We start from the raw sequence: 229 nt of genomic DNA on the forward strand, positions 1-229 counted from the left end.
CACTAGGACAAGGCGCCCGAATTTATCTCCAGCTTTGACCGTACGAATATATATTATCAGGTTATCGAAAAATATAATGGCAAAAAACAATTGTTGGATTTCATCCGCAAGCAGATGCATGGGAAAAGCGGCATTGTTTATTGTTTTAGCCGCAAAAAAGTCGTGTTTGTGGCGCATTTTTTGTGTGAAAACGGCTTGGAGGCGATTCCGTATCATGCCGGTTTGAGCA

Annotated in this window: 1 pseudogene; it reads left to right on the top strand. The window is 41.9% G+C overall.

The window, feature by feature from the left end:
- Positions 1-6: 6 nt before the first annotated feature.
- Positions 7-229 (top strand): annotated as a pseudogene (locus tag ACTHSN_RS10940) (DNA helicase RecQ); the annotation flags it as partial.

This window comes from Neisseria sp. P0009.S010 (assembly GCF_051958545.1).
In the GTDB taxonomy this organism is placed as follows: Bacteria; Pseudomonadota; Gammaproteobacteria; order Burkholderiales; family Neisseriaceae; genus Neisseria; species Neisseria subflava_A.